This is a genomic window from Kribbella sp. NPDC043289, assembly GCF_056436705.1.
The window spans coordinates 138,948-156,893 of sequence record NZ_JBWKCB010000001.1; the positions used below are offsets into that span (position 1 = coordinate 138,948).

The 17,946-nt window shown below is 69.5% G+C and carries 22 protein-coding genes; 17 read left to right on the top strand and 5 right to left on the bottom strand.

Annotation, left to right across the window (positions count from 1 at the left end):
• Positions 1-47: 47 nt before the first annotated feature.
• From AC0662_RS00635 to AC0662_RS00650, 4 genes are read left to right on the top strand one after another with little or no spacing between them, the layout of a single operon-like run.
• Positions 48-668 carry a hypothetical protein gene (locus AC0662_RS00635; protein ID WP_478297565.1) on the top strand — a complete coding sequence of 207 codons (621 nt, stop codon included), beginning with the start codon at positions 48-50 and terminating at the stop codon, positions 666-668.
• Between the two features lie 13 nt (positions 669-681).
• Positions 682-1,881, top strand: a complete 1,200-nt coding sequence (locus AC0662_RS00640; protein WP_478297567.1) for a sensor histidine kinase — start codon at positions 682-684, stop codon at positions 1,879-1,881.
• Positions 1,871-2,521 carry a response regulator gene (locus tag AC0662_RS00645; RefSeq protein ID WP_452196099.1) on the top strand — a complete coding sequence of 217 codons (651 nt, stop codon included), beginning with the start codon at positions 1,871-1,873 and terminating at the stop codon, positions 2,519-2,521. Before AC0662_RS00640 ends, AC0662_RS00645 begins: the two co-directional genes overlap by 11 nt.
• 13 nt (positions 2,522-2,534) lie before the next feature.
• On the top strand, positions 2,535-2,891 hold the full coding sequence (locus tag AC0662_RS00650) for an MmcQ/YjbR family DNA-binding protein (protein ID WP_478297569.1): 357 nt from the start codon (positions 2,535-2,537) through the stop codon (positions 2,889-2,891).
• Here AC0662_RS00650 and AC0662_RS00655 read toward each other — a convergent pair.
• On the bottom strand, positions 2,888-3,619 hold the full coding sequence (locus AC0662_RS00655; RefSeq protein WP_452195680.1) for a hypothetical protein: 732 nt from the start codon (positions 3,617-3,619) through the stop codon (positions 2,888-2,890). The two genes, AC0662_RS00650 and AC0662_RS00655, sit on opposite strands and share 4 nt — an antisense overlap.
• A gap of 206 nt (positions 3,620-3,825) precedes the next feature.
• Between AC0662_RS00655 and AC0662_RS00660 the strand changes: the two genes are divergently transcribed.
• From AC0662_RS00660 to AC0662_RS00690, 7 genes are all read left to right on the top strand, one after another.
• Positions 3,826-4,098, top strand: coding sequence for a hypothetical protein (locus AC0662_RS00660; protein ID WP_478297571.1), 273 nt, complete (start codon positions 3,826-3,828; stop codon positions 4,096-4,098).
• Between the two features lie 104 nt (positions 4,099-4,202).
• Positions 4,203-4,706 (top strand): DUF1269 domain-containing protein, encoded by a 504-nt coding sequence (locus tag AC0662_RS00665; RefSeq protein ID WP_478297573.1) that lies wholly within the window; start codon positions 4,203-4,205, stop codon positions 4,704-4,706.
• A 2-nt stretch (positions 4,707-4,708) separates the two neighbouring features.
• Positions 4,709-5,212, top strand: a complete 504-nt coding sequence (locus AC0662_RS00670; protein WP_452195686.1) for a hypothetical protein — start codon at positions 4,709-4,711, stop codon at positions 5,210-5,212.
• A gap of 116 nt (positions 5,213-5,328) precedes the next feature.
• On the top strand, positions 5,329-5,814 hold the full coding sequence (locus tag AC0662_RS00675) for a DUF7144 family membrane protein (protein ID WP_452195688.1): 486 nt from the start codon (positions 5,329-5,331) through the stop codon (positions 5,812-5,814).
• A gap of 25 nt (positions 5,815-5,839) precedes the next feature.
• A complete protein-coding gene (locus tag AC0662_RS00680; protein WP_478297575.1) occupies positions 5,840-7,135 on the top strand; it encodes a diacylglycerol/lipid kinase family protein in 1,296 nt (431 codons plus the stop codon).
• Positions 7,135-7,353, top strand: coding sequence for an amphi-Trp domain-containing protein (locus AC0662_RS00685; RefSeq protein ID WP_478297577.1), 219 nt, complete (start codon positions 7,135-7,137; stop codon positions 7,351-7,353). The genes AC0662_RS00680 and AC0662_RS00685 overlap by 1 nt, the downstream gene beginning before the upstream one ends.
• Entirely contained in the window at positions 7,350-7,925 is a 576-nt protein-coding gene (locus AC0662_RS00690; protein ID WP_452195694.1) for a phosphatase PAP2 family protein, read from the top strand. Before AC0662_RS00685 ends, AC0662_RS00690 begins: the two co-directional genes overlap by 4 nt.
• Here AC0662_RS00690 and AC0662_RS00695 read toward each other — a convergent pair.
• Positions 7,922-8,536, bottom strand: coding sequence for a hypothetical protein (locus tag AC0662_RS00695; RefSeq protein ID WP_452195696.1), 615 nt, complete (start codon positions 8,534-8,536; stop codon positions 7,922-7,924). The genes AC0662_RS00690 and AC0662_RS00695 overlap by 4 nt on opposite strands.
• Before the next feature lie 43 nt (positions 8,537-8,579).
• A complete protein-coding gene (locus AC0662_RS00700) occupies positions 8,580-11,201 on the bottom strand; it encodes a helix-turn-helix transcriptional regulator (RefSeq protein WP_452195698.1) in 2,622 nt (873 codons plus the stop codon).
• A gap of 246 nt (positions 11,202-11,447) precedes the next feature.
• On the opposite strand from AC0662_RS00700, the gene AC0662_RS00705 reads away from it, so the two are divergent.
• From AC0662_RS00705 to AC0662_RS00730, 6 genes are all read left to right on the top strand, one after another.
• The gene (locus tag AC0662_RS00705; protein WP_452195700.1) at positions 11,448-11,714 is read left to right on the top strand and encodes a hypothetical protein; all 267 of its coding nucleotides are present in this window, start codon (positions 11,448-11,450) and stop codon (positions 11,712-11,714) included.
• The gene (locus tag AC0662_RS00710) at positions 11,701-11,952 is read left to right on the top strand and encodes a hypothetical protein (protein WP_452195702.1); all 252 of its coding nucleotides are present in this window, start codon (positions 11,701-11,703) and stop codon (positions 11,950-11,952) included. Before AC0662_RS00705 ends, AC0662_RS00710 begins: the two co-directional genes overlap by 14 nt.
• A 120-nt stretch (positions 11,953-12,072) precedes the next feature.
• Positions 12,073-12,519, top strand: coding sequence for a DUF6325 family protein (locus AC0662_RS00715; protein WP_452195704.1), 447 nt, complete (start codon positions 12,073-12,075; stop codon positions 12,517-12,519).
• Between the two features lie 10 nt (positions 12,520-12,529).
• Positions 12,530-12,826 carry an SHOCT domain-containing protein gene (locus AC0662_RS00720; protein WP_478297580.1) on the top strand — a complete coding sequence of 99 codons (297 nt, stop codon included), beginning with the start codon at positions 12,530-12,532 and terminating at the stop codon, positions 12,824-12,826.
• Between the two features lie 15 nt (positions 12,827-12,841).
• Positions 12,842-14,428: an MFS transporter gene (locus AC0662_RS00725; protein ID WP_478297582.1), complete on the top strand. Its 1,587-nt coding sequence runs from the start codon at positions 12,842-12,844 to the stop codon at positions 14,426-14,428.
• 135 nt (positions 14,429-14,563) lie between these two features.
• Complete coding sequence (locus AC0662_RS00730; RefSeq protein WP_478297584.1) at positions 14,564-16,078, top strand: DUF2252 domain-containing protein; 1,515 nt, start codon at positions 14,564-14,566, stop codon at positions 16,076-16,078.
• A 67-nt stretch (positions 16,079-16,145) separates the two neighbouring features.
• Here AC0662_RS00730 and AC0662_RS00735 read toward each other — a convergent pair whose 3' ends face one another.
• Positions 16,146-17,486, bottom strand: a complete 1,341-nt coding sequence (locus AC0662_RS00735; RefSeq protein WP_452195711.1) for a hypothetical protein — start codon at positions 17,484-17,486, stop codon at positions 16,146-16,148.
• Positions 17,487-17,516: 30 nt separating this feature from the next.
• A complete protein-coding gene (locus AC0662_RS00740) occupies positions 17,517-17,900 on the bottom strand; it encodes an SHOCT domain-containing protein (RefSeq protein WP_452195712.1) in 384 nt (127 codons plus the stop codon).
• Positions 17,901-17,946: the final 46 nt, after the last annotated feature.

Below are 17,946 nucleotides of genomic sequence, written 5' to 3' on the forward strand. Positions count from 1 at the left end.
GCCTGATTCCTACTCTCGATCTCAGGACTTGAGACTGAGGAGAGACGATGACGGACACGCTCACCCGCCCCGGGGCGGACCGAAGCCCGCAGGCACGGATCGGCCGGCTGGCCAGGTCGCTGGCGTACGACGCTCTGCTCGCGCCGGTCGGCGTACTGACGATCGGGGACGCGGTCCTCCGCGATCCACGCACCGCCGGCCGGCGCTGGCACCGCCTGGCGAACCAGCGAGTCGCGAACGGGCGAGTGGTGGGCCGGCGGCAGGGGACCGACAGCCTCGCCGCAATGGAGGAGCGCCCGGCGAGCCGTGCCCGTGTCCTCGGCTACGGAGTGATCAGCGCACTCATGGGCCTGGCGAGTTTGTTCGTGATGTTCCTCGTCGTGCTGTGCGTGGTGCGCGGGCCGTTCTGGGGCTTCGTCGAGCACGGTCCGGTCCAGCCAGGCACCTGGGGCGGCCCAACCCGAGCAGGCGCATGGACGGTGCACGGCCTGATCGCCGTACCGTGCGTCGTCGTCTTCCTCTTCGCGCTGCGAGGCATCGCGGCGTTGCAGTCGCAGCTCGTCCGGCCGCTCTACGGAGCGACCTCGCGCTGGTGGGTGCTCCCGGCAACCATAGTGTTGGCGGCCGGTGCCCTGGTGTTCTTCTGGGCCTGGCTTCACCAGGTGTGAGTAAGGTCCAACCGTGACGGGTGAAGCGAACGGGTGGCCCCGCGGGCGGTGGGCCTGGGCGGCGGCGCTCGGCGTCGCGACGCTGCTCGTGCTGACCGTCATGGATCTCGCGCAGCACTACGACGTACAACTCGGGGCTGTGCTGGCGCTGGCGATCGCTCGAGCGCTGGCCCTGAGTCTGGCGTGGCTGCGGCCTCGCGCGGCGGTGGTCGTCTCGTTGGCCACCACCGCCGTCACTGCTGCGCTGACCACACCGGTGAGCTCGAGCGAACCCTGGCCGTGGGGTACGACGGCCGCGTTCGGCCACGCGTTCGTCGTCGCGATCGCGGGCGCTCGCGGGCTCGGTAGGCGGGAGCAGGTCGCGTGGTGGGTGGCGACGCAGGCTCTGGGCGTGGTCGCCACCGCGCTGGCGCCGGACCGTGGCAGTTGGCGCGGTCTGATCACGATGGCGGTGCTGTCTGCGGTCGCTGTGGTGGTTGGCGATCTGATCCACACGCGCCGCGACACGAACCGCCGGCTGGCCGAGCAGGAGACGATCAGCAAGGCGGAGCGTGCTGAGCGAGAGCGTCTGCAGGAGCGGGCCCGGATCGCTCGCGAGCTGCATGACGTGGTGGCGCACCACTTGTCCGTCGTGGTGGTCCGAGCAGACAGTGCGCCGCACCGGCTGTCCGGCGTACCGGATGACGTACGGGCGGAGTTCACGGGGATCGCTGATGAGGCGCGGGCGTCGTTGACGGAGATGCGTCGGGTACTGCGCCTGCTGCGTGAGCCGGTCGACCAGCCGCCGATCGGACCGCAGCCTGGGTTGGCGCAGCTGACAGAGCTCGTGGAGAGCACGCGACGCGCAGGTGCGGACGTACGACTCGTTGGTGACGTGCCGACGGGGTTCGACCAGGCGGTGGAGCTGACGGCGTACCGCGTGGTGCAGGAAGGGCTCAGCAACGCGGTGCGGCACGCTTCGCATGCTGTCGTGGAAGTGCGCGTGCAGCACAGCGCGGGACGGTTGGAGGTCACCGTGCAGAACGGTCTGCCGCCGCGGGCCGTCGTACCGGCGCCTGGGAGTGGGCAGGGGCTGGTCGGGATGCGCGAGCGGGTGGCACTCGTCGACGGGACGGTGAGCGCCGGACCGACCCCCGAAGGCGGTTATCTGGTGCAGGCGTTCATTCCGGTCGTGAAGGAGGCGGTGCGTGGCGATCACGGTCATGGTGGTTGACGACCAGGAGATGGTGCGGGCCGGGTTCGGTGCGCTGCTCGACGCGCAGCCGGACCTGGAGGTGGTCGGTCAGGCCGGCGACGGTGCCGAGGCGGTCGAGTTGGCGACCGCGCTGAAGCCGGACGTGATCCTGATGGACGTTCGGATGCCGGTTCTCGACGGTCTCGCGGCGACTCGGCGCATCCTCGCCGGCTCCACTCCTGGTGAGCCGCCGCGGGTCGTGATGCTGACGACGTTCGACCTCGACGACTACGTGTACGCCGCGCTGCGTGCCGGTGCGAGCGGGTTCCTGCTCAAGCACTCGACACCCGACGAATTGGCTGCCGCCGTACGGGTCGTGGCCGCCGGTGATGCACTGCTGGCCCCGTCCGTGACCCGTCGTCTGGTGGAGGATTTCGCTCGCGCGCAACCCGTCGTACCGCTCGCGCCGGCCCGGCTGACGCCGCGAGAGACCGACGTACTGCGGTTGGTCGCGCGCGGACTGTCGAACCGGCAGATCGCCGACGAGCTGGTGCTGGCGGAACAGACCGTGAAGACGCATGTCAGCAACATCCTGACCAAGCTGGACCTGCGGGACCGTGCCCAGGCGGTGGTCTACGCCTACGAGTCGGGCGTGGTCGTACCGGGTCCGCGGCACTGAGGAGGGTGAGTCGATGGACGTCCTGGAGCGGGTACGCCGGTTGTGCCTGGCGATGCCCGAAGCAACCGAGCGGCCGAGCCACGGTGAGCCGACCTGGTTCGTCCGCGACAAGAAGACGTTCGTGATGTACGCCGACCATCACCACGACGACCGTCTCGGCGTCTGGATGGCGGCGCCACCGGGTGTCCAGGAGTCACTGGTCGCGACGGATCCGGAGCACTTCTACCGGCCGCCGTACGTCGGTCATCGCGGCTGGCTCGGTGTCTACCTGGACGTCGACGTGGACTGGGAGCACTTCGAGGACCTGGTCGAGAACGCGTTCCGCCAGGTCGCGCCGAAGACCCTGATCGCGCGTCTGGACGAGGTCTAGTTCGCTCGGCGGCGGGCGTCCTCGACGTACGGGAGTGGGTTGCCGGAGGCTCGCGCCCCGGAGGCGAGCCAGGCCGCGAGTCCCTCCGGGGACCGCCGGTGGAGCTCGTCGAGGTACTGCTGTCGCTGGACGACGACGGAGAGCCGTTCGATCGCCGACGGCGCGGCCTCCAGCAAGCGGAAGCTCCGGCGCCAGGCCCAGCACAACGCCTGGTCGTCGAGGGCATCGAGTTCTCGCGCCGGACGGGACGGGGCGTCGGCGCCAGGTGCCGCCGTGTAGGTGCCCGTGTGATTGGGGGGCAGCGGCATCGGCGGTGGTGGAGCGGGAGGGGCCTTCGTCCTCGGCCGCCTCCTCGGGAGCTTCGAGGTGAGGGCCGGTGTGGTGATCGCGAGAAGCCCCACGATCAGCACGCCGGTGAAGCCGAAGACCGCGATCAGCCCCATGGCAGCCGGCGCGACCAGCGCGGTGGCGAACGTGACCCGGGCGATCCGGCGGAACTCGCCGCTCCCCTCGGTCTTTGCCACCGACGCCGCGATGACACCCGCCGCCATCCCGATCACGACCACGCTGATGGCAGTGCCGCCGATTCCCCAGCTGCCGATCGCGCAGATCAGTCCGGCGATGGTGGTCAGGTACAGGCAGTACAGCCGGACACTTTGCAGTGTGCCGACGTAGGAGGACCGGGCCTCTGGCCCATCGGCGTCGGATGATCGCCACGTCTCGCTCACGTTCTCAGTCCTTTACCCCGGGGTCCCGATAGCGCCGCCGCGGTCGCCAGCATGCCCACGCGGGCCCGGCCGCGCCTCCTCCGTCCGGGGTGAAACTCGCTCTGGCGGGATCGCCGACGCGGAGTACAGTCGAAGTGCTGCCGCTGCACAGGGACAGTTCGGGGGAACAGTCCGTTGGCCGAGCAAGAGTCAGAAGGCTTGAGATCATGGTTGACCACCATGCTGACCACCGTGGCGGCGATCGCCGACCCGACCCCTCCCGCGATCCGTTCATCGACAGTCTCCGGACGGCCACGCTCCGGGACGAAGCAACCGTAGTGCTGGCCGGCTATCACCACCTCGACATCGAGGAGGCGGGCCTGCTCCTGCTCGTGCTGGCCGACTGCCTGGGCTGCTCGGTCGACGCCTTGTCGGCAGAACTGGTACGCGCGGGTGCCACCCGCGATCTCGCCAGCCTCGGTCGCAGGCTCGCCGACTGACTCCGGTACGCCGTCCTGAGTAGTCCGCACGGGGTGAGGTGTTCCGGCCGCGGCCGGAGGCATCGTGAGGGCGAGAGCGCACGCCCGATCAGGAGGACAGACCCGTGGCATCCGACATCAAAGCTCCCGTCGACCTGTACATCGCCGCTTACATGGACGCGGACGCGGCGCGTCAGGACTGGGACGCGATCAAACAAGCCGCGTCGGACGACGTGATCAAGGTCGACGGCCTGGTTCTCGTCAGCCGCGCCGCCGACGGCAAGATCCACGTGGACGACGACTTCCACACCGCCCGGAAGGGTGCGGCCTGGGGCGCGGTCGGCGGCGCGGTCATCGGTCTGATCTTCCCGCCCAGCCTGCTGGCGGGCGCGCTGGTCGGCGCGGGCGCCGGGCTCGGCATCGGCGGCCTCAAGTCGCACCACGAGCGGAAAGAGATCAAGGCCGACGTCGAGGACACGCTGCCGCCCGACAGCTCAGGCATCGTGGCGCTGTTCGAGGAAGTGTGGGTCAAGGACGTCGACAAGGCGCTGGCGCACGCCACCAAGGTGACCAAGCAAGAGGTCGACGCGGACAGCGCGTCGGAGGTCAAGAACGCCACCGCGAAGTAGCCGTGCAGCCGACGGGGGACACCATGCCACGCCTCGGCGTACGCCGATCGGTCGCCAGCGCACTGGTCACCCTTGCCCTGCTCGTCGTACTGGTCGCCTGCTCGGGCAACTCGACGTCCGGTCAGTCGACTCCGTCGGGGAACGCCTCGGCGCCGGCGACGGGGAGTACTTCGGAGGCCTGCACGACCGCGCAGGCCCTGAAGTCCTCGCTGGACGACCTCTCGAACGTGAAGCCGGCGCAGGACGGCCTGACCGCGCTGAACGCCGCGCTGTCTGCGGTGAAGAACAACCTGGCCGTTGCGAGCGCCGCCATGTCGGCCGCCCTGCAGCCGGCCATCGAAGGCGTCAAGACGGCGTTCATGGCGTTGGAGACGGCCGCGAGCGGAGTGACCGCGGACACGCTCAAACAGAAGGCGCCGCAGATCACCGCGGCGCTCAGACAGCTCGGCACCGCGACGTCGTCGTTCGCGACGACATTGACCCAGAGCTGCAAGGGCCAGGGCTGATCGACCATCGCTCCGGCGGGCTCATCCGCGCGGGGTGAGGCGTAGTTGTGCCTTCCGGAACAAGCTTTCAGATGCGTGCCGCCGAATCCGCGGCGGCCGATGAGAGGAGTACCACGATGGCCGCGAAAGAGAGCAGTCCGGTCATGACCGGTACGGTCGTGTTCGCCGGCTGCCTGATGCTGGTGATCGGGCTGATCAACATCTTCGAGGGATTCATCGCCCTGTTCTCCGATGAGCGTCTGGTGCTGACGCGGAACCACCTGGTCGTTGTGGACACCACCGGTTGGGGATGGGTTCTGCTGATCTCCGGGCTGCTCCTGATGGGCGTCGGCGCCGGCCTGCTGGTGGCGCAGACGTGGGCGCGGATCACTGCCATCATCCTGGTCGGCCTGCACGCAGTGATCCAGGTCGCCTGGATCGGCGCGTACCCGGTGTGGGCGTTGCTGATGATCGCGCTGGACGTCTTCATCCTGTTCGCGCTGACCGCGCGGTGGTCGGGCGTCCGCGAGCAGCTCGGGGACACGGGTGAGGCTCCGTGGGACGGCCAGCAGATGGCCGATGCGACACCGCCGCAGCGGACCACGCCTCCGCTCCAGCGCTGAGTGCGCCGGCGTCGGTGGGTGAGTTGTGAGACAGCGGCTCGCGGCGGTGGTCGCGTTGCTGGTGGGGGCGGCGACGCTGGTGCTCGGCGTCGTCGTCTCGGTGCGCGAGTTCCCTCGCGGCCTGGTGTTGCTGGGGTGTGCGGTCATCGCCGCGCTCGCTGCGTGGTACGGCGTACTTCATCGTGGAGTCGTCCGTATCGTCGGGCTGGCGGTGGCCGCCGCGGCAGTGATCGCCGCGGTGATCATCCTGATCGTCCGTGGTTCGTTCGGCGCTGATCTCCTGGTCGTGGTGGGCCTGCTGATCACTCTGGCGGCGACCCGCGCAAGTTTCGCCTCGCACATGGATCTTCCGTCGGCTCCCGCACCGAAGCGGGCGGTGCTGTTCTTCAACCCGCTCTCGGGTGGCGGCAAGGCGCAGAAGTTCGAACTCGCCAAGGAGGCGCGGGCCCGGGGGATCGAGCCGATCGAGCTGAAGCGCGGCGACGATCTGGAGACCCTGGTCCGGGGCGCGGTCGAGCGGGGTGCCGACGCGCTCGCGATGGCCGGCGGGGACGGTTCGCAGGCGATCGTGGCCGCGATCGCAGCAGAACGCTCACTGCCGTACGCCTGCATACCGGCCGGCACCCGGAACCACTTCGCGCTCGACCTCGGGGTCGACCGTGACGACGTCGTCGGGGCGCTGGACGCCTTCGTCGACGGTGGTGAGCGGCTGGTCGATCTCGCCGACGTCAACGGCCGGGTTTTCGTCAACAACGTGTCGCTCGGCCTGTATGCCGAAGCCGTGCAGCGGACCGGGTACCGCGAGGCGAAACTGCGCACGATCCTGGACACCGTGCCCGATGCCCTCGGTGCCGGCGGCAGCGATCTCGATCTGCGCTGGGACGGGCCGGGCGGCGACGAACACCGCGGGGGCGCCGCGGTACTGATCTCCAATAACCGCTACCGCCTCGGTCGCGCCGTCGGTTCGGGCACTCGCCCGCGGATCGACGACGGTCTGCTCGGCATCACCGTCGTGGGCGCGCCGGCCGACGGCGAGGACCGTCAGCTGCGTCCGATGCGTGAGTGGACGGCGAAGACCTTCGAGGTCGACGCGGATCGCCCCTTGCCGGCGGGCATCGACGGGGAGGCGCTCGTCCTCGACGCGCCGCTGCGGTTCACCACCAGGCCCGGCGTACTGCGGGTTCGGATCGCGCATCAGCATCCGGGCTCGTCGCCGTCGGCGATGGCTCCCGAGGGCTTCCGTGACGGCCTGGCCGCGTTGGTCCGGATCGCTCTCGGCCGCGAGGCTCACGCCGTACCTTCGATCCCTGGGAGGCACTGATGGATCTGATCGAGATCCACGAGAAGGAGCCGATGAGCCGCGAGGCCGCGGCCGCTCGCCTGCACGCGATCGCCGACACGCTCACCAGGGAGAACGACGTCGAGTTCGACCAGGGCGGCCTGGTGGTCCGGGTGCACGTTCCCGACGAGGTGTTCCTCAAGCTCGAGTACGAGCTCGGGGACGACGGGAGCGAGCTCGAGGTCGAGCTGACCTGGTGACGCGCATCCGTCGGGCGACGCAGCGGCTCACGGAGTACGACCGCGCGCTGTACCGAGCGGTCGCCCACCTCTCCACGCCCGCGCTCGACGAACCGCTGCGGCGAGTGTCCGATTTCGCCAACTTCTCCAAGCCCTGGTTCCTGGTGTCGGGCGGGCTCGCGCTGTTCGGCGGGCCGTCGGGACGCCGTGCCGCGGTCGCCGGGCTGTCGGCGATCGGAGCCGTGTCGTTGGTGGTGAATCAGCCGCTCAAGAAGACCGGCGGTGAACGTACGCGGCCGGATCGGCGCGGGCTCGGGGTGCCCGCGCAACGATGGGTGCGGATGCCGGAGTCGGGGTCCTTTCCGTCCGGGCACTCCGCCTCCGCAGTCGCCTTCGCGGTCGCGGTCGGGCACGTCGTACCGGCGTTGCGGCCGCCGCTGCGGATCGCGGCGGCCGTGGTCGCGTTCTCCCGGGTGTACACCGGGGTGCACTACCCGAGTGATGTTCTGGTCGGCGCGACGCTCGGAGCCGCCTGCGGTCGCCTTGCCGGTCTGGTGGCCACTCCGCGCAGGCCGGGCCGGCGCAGGCGCTAGGCCGTCACGGCCGGCTGCGCGTTCCGTCGTGGCCAGTACGTACGGCGGTTGAGCGCGCGGATGAAGAACTCGCCCAACTGGAAGCGTGCGTCGGTGGCGGTGGGGACGGACCCGGGGCGCCCGAACGTCACGTCCTCGATCGTCAGCCGGGAACCGCGGCTGAACGCGTCGTGGTAGCCGATGAGCCGCCCGTCGGCGCGCAGATAGGTCTTGCCGTTGGTGTGCCAGTCGAGACGCAGCTCCACGAAGTGCGTACTGGCGTTCGGCAGCTGGCCGAGGTCGTGGTATTTGCGGTGCACCTGGACCCGGACCAAGGCCTGATAGGTGGTCAGCGGCTCGAGACTCAGTTCGACCGCGTTCCCGAGCCGAAGGATCGGTACGGACGAACTCACCGCCAGCCCGGGGCGTTCGAACCGCAAGCGGCAGCTGACCCCGACGACCTCCGTCAGCGGAGTGTCGAGGACGTAGTGGAGACTGCGGCCCGGTGCGATCAGCACGATGCCGGCGGACGGCTCCAGGACCAGCGAGTTCGGCGCCAAGCGTCCTGGTAAACCGTGCAGGGTCTCGACCTGATGGTCCGGAAACTCGTGCAGCAACACCGATCGCCACATGGCGATCCCCCCTTGTCCGACGTACCCGGCGCCCGGAGACCGATCACGGCTCCGGGCGTGAGGGCAGCAGTCCCAGCTCCCAGGCGCGCCGGACGGCCTCGTTCCGGCGGGATGCGCTCAGTTTGCGCAGGATGCTGCGTACATGGCTCCGCACCGTGTTCACCGAGACGTACATGGTGCGCGCGATCTCTTCGGTGGTCAGCAGTTCGGCGAGGTACTCGAGCACCTCGTGCTCCTTGCTGGTCAGCGAGGCGGTGACCACCAGCTCGGACCGTGGGACACCCCAACGACTGGCGGCACGGTCGCGTCCGTCCGAGGTATTCGGCACCCGGAGCCACGGGTGCTGCCGGAGCAGATCGCTGCTCGGTTGCAGGAGGTTGCGCAGTGGCGGGGGTGCCTCCGCGAACGGGCGACGGAGCTGTTCAGGAGCGGCCAGTCTGAGCGCGCGCTCCAGGTAGAGACCACTGCGGGTGGTGTCGCCGCTGCGCAGCGACTCGGCGGCCTGGACCAACCAGCCGTCCACCTGGGTCTCCAACGGGACAGCGCGGTCCGTGAACGCCGGTGCCGGCGTCGGCGGCTGCTCGCCGGCCTCGGCCGTGGCGCACTGCAGCACCAGGAGGGACCCCGTCTGGTCGCGCCCCTGGGACTGCTCGATGACCGAGATGGCCTCACGCGGCTGGTGCTGCGCGACGAGCATCTTCGCCTCGTCGACGACCATCGCCTGGCTGAGCCAACCGCCCTGCGCGCCGTACCGCGTTCCGGCCGCGCGCAGCTCGGCAGCGGCAAGGTCGATGTCGCCGTTGGCCCGCAGCAACCGGGCGCGTACCAGCGCGAGCGCGGCAGCGAGTACGCGTGAGTCGTGGGTCGGCGCCGCGTCGGCAGCACGCTGGACGAGCTCCTCGGCGCTCGGCAGATTGCCCCGCGCGGTCTGCACCCAGGCGTCGGCCACGATCGCGGACTGTGGCACCTCGGTCACCGATTCCGTCACGGACTCCGCCAGGGCGGTCGCGTGCGAGACGACCTCGGCTGCTCGCCGCAGATGTCCCCAGACCGCCTCCACCAGAGCTGCCATCCCGAGCAGGTCGGCCAGGGTCTCGTGCGCGGCGGCCGCTTCCGCGATCGCGATCCCGTCGGTGAAGGCCGCGAGGGCGGCCGGGAAGTCGCCACGCTCCAGCAGCACCCGGCCCTTCCCACTGGCGACCAGGAGCCGCGGTTCCGGGTGTGTGACGGCCGAGTCCCAGGACGCCGCGCGCAGATCCGCCTCCGCGTTCAGTACGGCGCTCAACCCCGTGTCGGTGTCCTCGTCCAAGCTCCCGCAGACTGCCTGCAGGACACTGATCGCCAGTTGCGTCGCCCGGCTTCGCGACGACACCTGAGCGTCCAGCCGATCCCTGGCCTGGTCGAGCTTCGACCGCGCCTGGTCGACGTCGAACGTCGCCAGCGCCCGGGCAGCCCGGACGACCGAGGCCTCGGAGTCGTCCAGGTCGTCAGGGAACCCGGCGAACAACGACGACAGTTGCCGGCGCCGGCGTCCGACGAGCAGATCGGCGACGTCGAGGTCCTCCACCAGGTACCGCGCCGCGCTCCGCCAGTCACCGGCAGCGATCGCGTGGTGGATCGCGTCCACCGGCCGATCGTTGGCGGCGTACCAGCCTGCGGCCGAGTGGTGCAGGGCCTGGACGGCGGCAGGACGCTCGTACAGCAGCTGGGCGCGCAGGAACTCGCGGAACAACGGCTGGTAGGTGTAGCTGTCGACGGTGTCCGGAACCGGCTGGATGAACGAGTTGCCGTGCGACAGCATCTCCAGCGACCGTGGGCTGCACGGACGACCGGTCAGCGCCTCGGCCAACCCCGGCTTGACCTCGTCGACGACGCTGGTCCGGAGCAGGAACTCGCGTAGCTCCGGAGGCTGCGTCTCGAGCACCTCGGTCATCAGGTACGCCGCGACGTTCCCCGTGTCGCCGCGGAACTCGCGGATGACCCGCTCCGCATCGGTCTTCCCGGCCAGGTTCATCGCTGCGAACATCAGTCCGGCCGGCCATCCGTTGGTCCGGGCATGCAGGTCCGCGACCTCCGACGTACTGAGGTCGACATGGTGCCCGCGCATCAGCTCGGCCGCCTCGTCCAGCGTGAAGGCCAGGTCGTCGGCGCGGATCTCGGCGATGGTGCCCGCCAGCCGGTACAGGTGCAGCGGCAACGGCGGATCGGTGCGCGTCACCAGGATCACCCGGACGCGCCCGGAGTTCCCCCGGATCAGGCGATGCAGGCTGGTCCCGAACTCCGGCGTCATCGTCGACGCGCCGCAGTCCACCACCAGCACGAGTACGTCGCGTCCGCGTCCGCGCAGGGCGTCGCGGACCGTGTCCAGTACGACGGCCGGCTGGTCACCGCCGGCGTCCAGCGCGATCCGCCGTACCACGGCCGGACCCTGGTAGAGCGCGGTCCACGCGCTCAGCACCATGGTCTTCCCGAAGCCCGCGGGCGCGCTGACCAGCGTGAGCGACGTCTCGACCCCGACGCTCACGCGTTCGACCAGACGCGGCCGCGGCACCGTCCCCGGTGGCATCACCCAGTGCTTCGCGGTGTTCCTGAGGTGATCCTCGAACGGTGCTGCTGCTCGACTGGTGCTGGTGTTCCCCGCCCCTGACTGCTGATCGCTCGGCATTGCCCCCTCCTGCAATGCGCGGCCTTCGCCTACCGCTGGCAGAGCGGTGTCCGGCGAGGCCACACTCTTCGACGAAAACACGGCAGGTCTGGTAAAACCAGCGTTCTCCGCCCGATTGCCGGACATTCGGAGACGGCCCGCGGCCGATTTCCCCAAGCTGCGAAGGCAGTTCACCCCGCAGGGATGACGCCGCCGATCCCGAGCTTTGCGAGCGTCGAACGGACACGTTGGGAACGGAGTGGGGCGATGGCCGACGCGACGTACGAGATCCGCGTGGCGGGCGCCGTACCCGATCAGGACCTTCAGGACATGGGCGCGGAGACACTGGCGGTCGACCAGGTCAACACCGTCGTGTACGGCATCCCCGACCAGTCCGCGCTCTACGGTCTGCTGGCGCGACTGCGGGCCCTGGGCATCGAGGTGATCGAGGTACGCCGGGTGCTCGACGCGCCCTCGTCGTCGACGGAACGGATCGATATCGATCCGGAGAGGGAAGACGATGAAACCACGTGAGTGTCGCGGCCCGTCGTACCAGGTGGTCGTGCAAGGGGATCTGCGGCCGGCCGTGCTCGCGTTCTGCGCCGGCCCGTTCGCCGAGCACGAGACCTTCGGAGCGATCCGGCTGCGGGTCCGTGAGGGGCAGGGCATCGCCGATCTCGTCGCGATGCTGCAGTCCGCCGGCCTGATGATCCTGAGCATCCGGCAGCTCACCCCGGCCGACGCCGCGGCGCCCGCCGTCCTGCCCGGCTGATTTCAGCGCGTGAGTTCATCCGACTGACTTCATCCGACGTGGGGGATGGCGCCGTCACCGCAGCGCGGCAGGCTGACGGCGTACAGGGGTCGCCGGGATCCTGGTGGAGGGACGGAAACCATGTCAGACGTAGAGGTTCATGGCCCCATCGACTACGTGCTCCTCGAGTTCACCGGCAACAAGTTGACCGGTCGGGCGGCCGAGGAAGTCGTCAGCCTCGTCGAACGCGGCATCGTCCAGGTGTACGACGTGATGCTGGTCGGTAAGAACTCCGACGGCACCGTCTACGGCGTGGACCTGGCCGAAGCGACCGGTGAGGCAGGCAGCTTCGCGGCTCTCGGCGGCGCCCGGTCCGGGATCCTCGCCGACGACGACCTCGCCGAGGCGGCGAACGCGATGCGGCCCGGCACGCTGGCGGCGCTGATCGTCTACGAGAACACCTGGGCGATCCCGTTCATCGCGGCGGCGCTGGAGTCCGGCGGCGAGCTGGTCGCCGGCGGCCGGATTCCCGCCGAGGACGTGATGGAAGCACTCGACGCCCTGGAAAGCATGGAATCGACGAGTTGAGGAGCCTGACATGCCGGGACTGTTGCGAGGAATAGCAAGGACCGCCGCCGTCGCGGGCACCGCGTCGGTTGTCGCGGGTCGCGTTCGGCGGCATCAGGACCAGAAGTTCGCCCAGCAGGACGCCGATGCGGCGGCGGACGACCCGCAGTACGCACAGCAGCCCGCGCCGGTGGCGCCTCCGGAGGCGCCGGCTGACGCCACTGCGGACCGGTTGGACCAGCTCAAGCAACTGGGTGAACTGAAGTCGTCCGGCGTGCTCACCGATGCCGAGTTCGAGGCGCAAAAAGCCAAGATCCTCGCCGGCTGACCTGGCGCCCGCGCCATGACCGAGGAGACGAGTCAGGGGTCGGCCGGGCGGACGGCCAGTCCGAAGCTGGCCGTCCTGCTGGCGATGGCGATGTTCGTGCTCGTCGTCGACACCTCACTGATGAACGTCTCGATCTCGTCGGTGGTCCGCGACCTCGACACGACGGTCAGCGGCGTGCAATCGGCCATCGCGCTCGAGGCGCTGGTGTCCGCGGCGTTCATCCTGATCGGCAGCAAGGTCGGTGACCTGATCGGGCGCAAACGCGCGTACGTGCTCGGGCTGCTCGGGTACGCCGTCGGCGCGATCGCGATGACCCTGGCGCAGAGCCTGACCGCGATCATCGTCTTCTGGGCGTTCGTCGGCGGCCTCGGCGCGTCCATGCTGCTGCCCGCGATGCAGTCGCTGATCCACGGGAACTTCGAGGGAGCGGCCCAGGTCAAGGCGTACGCCGTGGTCGGGGCCGCTGCCGCGCTGGCGGCCGCGGTCGGACCGCTGCTCGGCGGCTTCATCACGACGTACCTGTCCTGGCGGATCGGTTTCCTGCTCGAGGTCGTGGTGATCGCGGTCGTGCTGGCCGGCCAGGGGCTGGTGCACGACGTGCCGTACACCGGATCCCGGCAGGTGGACGTGGTCGGCGCCATCTTGTCCGTGCTGGGTATGGGCGGCATCGTGCTGGGCATCCTGGTCTGGCAGGAAGGCGGGGAGTACGTCGGCCTGACCATCGCCGTCGGCGCGCTGGCGATGGCGGCGTTCGTCTGGTGGCTGGTACGGCGCAAGCGGCAGGGCAAGGCGACGCTGCTCGACCCGGGGCTGTTCAAGTCCGTCGTCTACCGGCTCGGGCTGTCCGGTCAGACGCTCCAGCAGATCGCGCTGGGCGGCACGATGATCGCGTTGCCGATCTATCTGCAGATGGTCCTCGAGTACAACGCGATGCAGGCCGGCCTGTCCCTCGCGCCGCTGTCGCTGAGCATGTTCGGGATGGCAATCCTGGCCGAGCGCCGAGCGGGACGACGGCGCCCGAGCAGCATCATCCGCGCCGGCTTCGCATTGTTGCTCGTGGGGCTCGCGCTGCTGATCCCGATCGTGCCGCGGGTGCACTCCGGCTGGGCGCTGATCGCGCCGCTGATCATCGCGGGATCCGGGTTGGGTCTGCTGGTGTCGCAGCTCAACAACTACACGCTCGGGCCGATCTCGGAGGAACGTGTGAGCGAAGCGGCCGGCGTCAACTCGGCCGCCGGCTCGTTCGGGCTGTCGTTCGGGCTGGCGTTCACCGGCGCCATCATGCTGGCCACGCTGTCCTTCACCTTCACCGCCAAGTCGGATGCGAGCACGGTGCTGAGCCCGGACGAGCAGACCCAGGTCGCCCAGGCACTGGAGGACGACGCGCAGGTGATGAGCAACACCGATCTCGAGAAGGTGCTCGACGGACAGCCGCCGCAGACCCAGGACGAGATCATCCGGATCAACACGACCGCGCGGCCGATCGCCCTTCAGGTCGCGCTGGGCATCCCGGTGCTCGCCGGACTCGCGGGTCTGATCACTTCGTTACGGATGGCGCGCCAGCAGGATCCGAGGAAGGTACAGGTTCCACCGGGCGGCTGAGACCATCGCACGCGCCCCTGCCGGACGGTTCATCCAGCGGGGGTGATGTTGCCTGGTCGCTCCCGGTGTTTGCTGAGGGCCCCTGGATCGGAGTCTGCACGGGCCCGGATCGACCATACGGAAGGGAAGGGCAGCATGTCCCCACGGAGCACGACGGTGACGACCCGCAAATCCACAACCGCCGTGAAGAAGGCCGCGCCCCGGCCGCGAGCGACGCGCGCCGATGCCGGCCTGACATCAGCGGTACGCCGGTTGGCGCCGGCCGACCGCGCCCGGCTGGGACTCGCGGCCCGCGTGGCGCTGGCGCCGCGTGATCAGGGTGAGCTGGTGCTGCCACCGGATCGTCCGGACCCGGTCGCGCTGCTCGAGGAGCAGGCCGCGATCCGCGTGCCCGAGCTCGTGCCGGTGCGGCACGGCCGGATGATGGTGTCACCGTTCACGTTCTTCCGGGGCAACGCCCTCGGGATGGCGGTCGACCTCGGCGCGGCACCGGTCTCCGGCCTCGCCGCCCAGCTGTGCGGTGACGCGCACCTGTCGAACTTCGGGCTGTTCGGATCTCCCGAACGCCGGATGCTGTTCGACGTCAACGACTTCGACGAGACGTACCAGGGGCCGTGGGAATGGGACGTCAAACGGCTCGTCGCGAGCATCTCGGTGGCCGGCCGCGGGAACGGCTTCTCGCGCAAGGAGCGCAAGGCGAACGTCCTGGAGACGGTACGCCGATACCGCGACGCCTGCGCCGAGTTCGGGACGATGCGCGCCCTCGACGTGTGGTACGCCCGCGCCGACGTCGCGGAACTCGAGGACACGCTGCGCACCAAGATGTCCCGGAGCCGGCGTAAGAACGTCGACCGGACGCTGCTGAAGGCCCGGGGGAGCGGCAGCATGAAGGCCTTCGGGAAGCTCACCGAGATGACCGAGGACGGGGTCCGGATCAAGGCCGACCCGCCGTTGGTGATGCCGATCGCCGACCTGCTGCCGGACGCCGGCCGCGAGGAGCTCGAGGCCCAGTTCAAGAACCTGCTCGCGCTCTACCGCCGGTCGCTCCCGAACGAGCGGCGGGTGCTGCTCGACCAGTTCGAGTTCGTCGACCTGGCCCGCAAGGTCGTCGGCGTGGGCAGCGTGGGCACCCGGTGCTGGATCGTACTGATGCGCGGCCGGGACGACGGCGATCCGCTCTTCCTGCAGGTCAAGGAGGCCGGCCCGTCGGTGCTGAAGGCGAACGTGCCGAGCGCGCTCAAGCCGCGGTCCGCGCCCCGCAACGAGGGCGAGCGCGTGGTGGTGGGGCAGCGCCTGATGCAGGCGGCCAGTGACATCTTCCTCGGTTGGCAACGGGTCGAGGGGATCGATGGTCAGACCCGCGACTTCTACGTCCGGCAGCTGCGGGACATGAAGGGCTCGGCGGTGGTGGAGAAGTTGGACCCGCCCACGATGACGCTGTACGGCCAGCTCTGCGGCTGGACGCTGGCCCGGGCGCACGCGCGCAGCGGTGACCGGATCGCGCTGGCGACGTACCTGAACAGCAATGACGACTTCCCGAACGCGATGGTGGAGTACGCCGAGGCGTACGCCGACCAGAACGAACGCGACTACGAGGCGTTCCTGGCGGCCATCAAGAGCGGTCGCCTCGAGGCCGAGCCCGGGCTCTGAAACTGGGCTCTGAAACCGGTACCCCGCCCGCCTGGTCAGGCGGGCGGGGTCGGTTGTCAGTCGGGCGTCAGGCAGCGTCAGCGGGCGGGTCGGCAGGGGGTCCGCCGGCCGGGGCCGGGGGACGCCCGATGAACTCGATCACGGCGATGACGAACACCACGATGATCGCGGTGACGATCACGACGGCCGCGGTCGGCTGCGACCAGAGCGTCAGGACCAGCGCGCCGGCAACCACGCTGAGGACCAGCAGCAGCCGCTTGTGCGCGTAGGTCCAGCTTCCGACGCGGCCCGTGCTGAGTCCCGCGGACTCCGACCGGTTCCGCAGGTATCCGATGCCGTTGCCGAGCCCGGCGCGGGTTCGTACCGCGGTGACCGACGGGCCGGTGAAGAAGGCCGCGGCCGCGACGATCAGCGCGAGCGCTCCGACGGCCCGCAGGCCGTAGCGCAGGAACCGGACCAATGTGTCGAAGATGGCGCCGCCGGCGTCCCGGGAGATCACATCCGTCGGTAGGGCATTGAGATAGAAGATGCGCGCAAGTGTCAGGCCGACACCCAGCAATAGCATCGCCGCGGCGAATCCCAGCGCGCCCCAGAGCAGCGCCCGGCGATGGCTCTTGGCGACGTACACCCCGATGGCGAGCAGGAGCAGGGAGATGATCGGCAGCCAGACGCCGAGGTTGTTCAGCAGCCGGTAGAAGCCCTGGGCCTTGGTGACGCTGTCGGACTTGACCAGCACGATCGACTTGTTCACCACCGGGATCTTGTCGGCCAGGCTGAAGCCGTTCGCGACCAGTCGCTGCTTCACCTGGGCGATGATCGGCGCCAGATTGAGCGTGACGGTGTCGTTCTGCGCGCTGAGCGCGCCGCCTTGCTTGCCTTCGAGCATGTTCACCAGCGAGGCGTGCGCGGTCTCGTTCGCCTGCCGCCACACGGTCGCGAACTCCGGGCTGGCGACGAAGCTCGAGACCTGGCCCTGGATGAAGCCCTGGATACCGCTGACGAGCGGTCCGTTGAGCGCCTGCAGGCTGGAGGTGACCCGCGGCGGCAGGCCCTGCCGGGAGATCGCGTTCAGCGCGTCGTTGGTGATCCCCTGGATGTCGACGGCGTTGAAGATCTCGCGGGTGACGGCGTCCGAGATCGTCTTCTGGACCGCGGGATCGTCGGCCAGCGGCGCGACGGTCGCGAGGTACCTGTTGGTGTCCGAGACCTGCCTGCTCGCCCAGACGGCCGTGACCGACAAGGGCGCGAGCAGGCAGGCCAGCGTAATGAGTACGGCGGCCACGACGGTCCGCCAGGCGCCCCGGCGGCTCGCCCGATCGCGAGTCGCCGGCTGCTCGGCGGTGGCCAGTTCGGATTCGAGTTGGGCCACTCGCTCGCGCAGCCGGGCTACCTCGTCGCGTTCACTCACCGCCGGTCCTCCTCCGCTGTGGGTGACAGGTCAGGCCGCCAGCGCCTTGGCCTTCAGGGTGTCGAACTCGGCCTGCGAGATCTTTCCCTTCTCGAGCAGTGCACTGGCCTGGGCGATCTGGTCGGCCGGGCTGGCCGACGACGACGCGACCTGCTTGATGTAGTCCTCCTGTTGCTGCACGGCATCGGCGTGACTGCGCATGGTCCGGTCCGCCATCCCCTTGCCGCGGACGATGACGTAGACGAGCGACGTGAGCAGCGGGATGAACAGCAGCAGGACCAGCCAGATGGCTTTGACCCATCCTGACGTCCCGGAATCGCGGAACAGGTCCACGATGATCGAGAACAGCACCATCAGGTACGCGACGAACGCGAAGCTGATGATGATGAACCACACAATGTCCCAGAAACTCATTGCGAGCGTCCTTTCTCGGAGCGCGGAACACGTGTATCAACCGTGG